3 protein-coding genes are annotated in these 2,971 nt (G+C 71.4%); 2 read left to right on the forward strand and 1 reads right to left on the reverse strand.

Annotation, left to right across the window (positions count from 1 at the left end; genetic code table 11):
- Positions 1-116 precede the first annotated feature (116 nt).
- Complete coding sequence (locus DI269_RS13320) at positions 117-1,766, reverse strand: ABC transporter transmembrane domain-containing protein (RefSeq protein WP_198667405.1); 1,650 nt, start codon at positions 1,764-1,766, stop codon at positions 117-119.
- 154 nt (positions 1,767-1,920) lie between these two features.
- Between DI269_RS13320 and DI269_RS13325 the strand changes: the two genes are divergently transcribed.
- On the forward strand, positions 1,921-2,223 hold the full coding sequence (locus tag DI269_RS13325) for a hypothetical protein (RefSeq protein ID WP_112136633.1): 303 nt from the start codon (positions 1,921-1,923) through the stop codon (positions 2,221-2,223).
- A 57-nt stretch (positions 2,224-2,280) separates the two neighbouring features.
- Entirely contained in the window at positions 2,281-2,946 is a 666-nt protein-coding gene (locus DI269_RS13330; RefSeq protein WP_112136635.1) for a DinB family protein, read from the forward strand.
- The last annotated feature ends 25 nt before the right edge of the window (positions 2,947-2,971 follow it).

Raw genomic sequence — 2,971 nt, forward strand, 5'->3', positions numbered from 1 at the left:
AGCAGCCGGCCCACGGCCCGGCGGACCTCGGCCGCGCCCGCGACCGGCAGCCGCCCTTGCGGCGGGGCCGCGGTCTCCATGGTGCTCATGCGTTCTCTTCCTTCATGGCGCCCGCGTCAGTCGACGCTGTGCGAGGCGAGGCGGCGGTAGGCGGGCTCGGCGAGGAGCTCGGCGTGGGTCCCGGCGGCGTGGACCTTGCCGTCGACCATCCACACCGCCAGGTCGGCGTGCGCGAGCCACAGCGGCGAGGCGGTGACCACGAGCGTCGCCCGCCCCGCGCGCGCCTGTGCCACGCGCGCGGCGATGAGCGACTCGGTGTGGGCGTCGACGGCCGACGTCGGCTCGACTGCGAGCAGCGTCTCCGGTTCGGCCGCAAGGGCTCTGGCCAGGCGCAGGCGCTGGCGCTGGCCGCCGGAGAGGTTCCGGCCGCCCTCCTCGACGAGGAGGTCCATGCCCTGGGAGGCGACGTCGTCGGCGCACGCGGCCTCGATCGCCCGCAGCGCTTGGGTCTCGGGCACGCGCATCGCCTCGGCGAGCGTCCCGGTGAACAGGTAGTCCTCGTCGGTGAGCAGCATGATCCGCGACCGGACCTCGCCGAGCGCGAACTCGGCGATGGGCCGCTCGCCCCACAGTGCCTCCGAGTCGCGGTAGCGCGCCAGGCGTTCGCACGCCTCGGCCGCGGGCGCGGTCTCGGCGGTCACGACCACCGTCAGACCCGCGGTCGGGACCGCGAGCCCGGACTCGGGGTCGCGCAGCTCCCCGGCCGCGCCGTGCGCGGTCCCGTCGTCGGCGAGGTCGGGCCCGATGCCGAGGACCCGCACGATCCGCTTGGCCGCCACCCAGGCCGCGACGATGAGCTGCGAAGTGCCGATGAAGTTCCCCGAGACGGCGATGAAGATCGTCGCGAAGCTGAACGCCGAGGCGAGTCCGCCCATGGTGATCGCCCCGTCCACGGCCAGGAGCGCGCCGACCCAGGTGATGACCGCGACGAACACGATCGGCATCGAGTGGCGCAGCGCGTGGATCCACGAACTCGGGCCCGCGACCTCGTACCCCTTGCGCTGCAACTCGGTCGAGTGCTTCCGGTAGCGCGCCGCGAACAGCAGGTCGCCGCCGATGCCGCGCAGGACCCGCAGGCCGCCGACGATGTCGGCCGCGTGCGCCGAGAGCTCGCCGATCCGGGCCCGGTAGTCCGACTGGCGCGTCTGGAGTCGCCCCAGGAGCGGGCCGGCGATGAGGGCGGTGACCACGCTGCCGCAGATGAGCACGACTCCCAGCAGCGGATGGATCGTCCACATCAGCACCGCGCCCACGGTGAACATCGCCAGGTTGTTGAAGAAGAACCCGGCGTCGCTGGTCACCCGCGCGGCGCGGCGCGCGTCCTCGCTCGGCAGGTTGAGCAGCTCCCCGGCCGAGACCCGTTCGCCCACAGCCGGTCCCGAGCTGTTCAGCCGGTCGGTGATGCTCCGCACGAGCTCGCGCTGGTTGTACGCCTCGACGTGCGAGAACTGCCGGAACCCGCAGGCGAAGAAGATCGGCTGGGCCACGACCAGGACGGCGGCGGCCGCGAGCCAGAGCCCGAACGTTGTTGCGGAGCGGGCGAGGAGGCCGTCGTCGATGATCTTCCCGATGATCCACAGCTGCGGCATGGAGGTACATGCGGCGCCCGCGTAGAACAGGAAACCGAGCGCGAGGCGCGCCCGGTGGGACCGCGCCTGCCTGAGGAACAGCCGCATGGGTGTGAGCGGCCGGGGTTCTGGGGGCATGGAACGGAAGCTTACCTGCCGACCGGCTGTGACGCCTCCTCCGTTTCCGCTCCTCGGAACCGCTTGCCTGAAGGCCCGGCGGTTTGAACAACCGCAGGTCGGGGAACACGGAGTCCAACATCGACCTTGACGAGCCAATGTGGAAGGACAGGTCATGCCTTACGTAGCCTCGCGCCACAACTCGCTGATCGCGCACGTCATCACGATCGTGTTCGGCCTCATCGCCCTGATCATCCTGCTGTACCTCGCGTTCGTGCTCCTGGAAGCGAACCCCGGCAACCCGCTGGTGCACTTCATCGGGGACATGGCCAACTGGTTCTCCTGGCTGTTCCGGGACATGTTCACCATCGACGACGCCAAAGTCCGCGCCGTCGTCAACTACGGCCTCGCCGCCCTGGTCTACCTCCTGATCGGCGGCGCCATCGCCGGAGCCGGCCGCCGCTGGGGCCACGACTAGCCGCCGGCGCACGTGGGGAGGCCCCCGTTGTCGGGGGTCCTCCCTATGCTCGGAGCCATGAGCGTGAACTGGCACGAAGCGGTCCTCGGACAGCTGGAGTTCTACTGGGACTTCCACCTCCGCCCGCGCCTGGAGGGCCTGACCGACGACGAGTACCTCTGGGAGCCGGTCGACGGCTGCTGGAGCCTCCGCCCCGACGACTCGGGCGCCCTGGTCATGGACGAGGCCCGGCCCGAGCCGGTGCCGCCGCCGGTCACCACCATCGCCTGGCGGATGACCCACGTCGGCCGCGACGTCCTCGGCATCCGCGCCCGCGCCTTCTTCGGCCCCCACGAGGGACTTGAGGACGCCGGCATGTTCGACCGGCGCCTGTGGCCAGAGCCGCTCCCGGCCACCGCCGACGGCGCCGTCGCGATGCTCGAAGCGGCCTACGGCCACTGGCGCGGCGCGATCGCCGCCCTCTCCGACGTCGAGTTCGAGGCGCCGCTCGGCCCCAAGGGCGAGGCATACGACCGCGACTCCATGGGCGCCCTGGTCCTCCACCTCAACCGTGAGGTCATGGCCCACGGCGCAGAGATCTGCCTGCTGCGCGACCTCTACCGGGCCTCGTTCGGGAAGCGGCCCAAACGCTCGGCCGAGCAGCAGCGCCGTTTCGATGAGCTCCTGGAGAAGGGCATCACCGAGAACCGCGAGCTGCTCGAACTGCTCGCGAAGGACGACTAGCAGCGAGGGCCCGGCCGCGATGCGG

Source organism: Glycomyces dulcitolivorans (assembly GCF_003265355.1).
GTDB classification, from domain to species: Bacteria; Actinomycetota; Actinomycetes; order Mycobacteriales; family Micromonosporaceae; genus Glycomyces; species Glycomyces dulcitolivorans.

What these genes read in the sequence shown, in the direction of transcription:
- DI269_RS13325 (WP_112136633.1), top strand. Translation starts at nt 1,921, where the DNA reads ATGCCTTACGTAGCCTCGCGCCACAACTCGCTGATCGCGCACGTCATC.
- DI269_RS13320 (WP_198667405.1), bottom strand. Translation starts at nt 1,766, where the DNA reads ATGCCCCCAGAACCCCGGCCGCTCACACCCATGCGGCTGTTCCTCAGG.
- DI269_RS13330 (WP_112136635.1), top strand. Translation starts at nt 2,281, where the DNA reads ATGAGCGTGAACTGGCACGAAGCGGTCCTCGGACAGCTGGAGTTCTAC.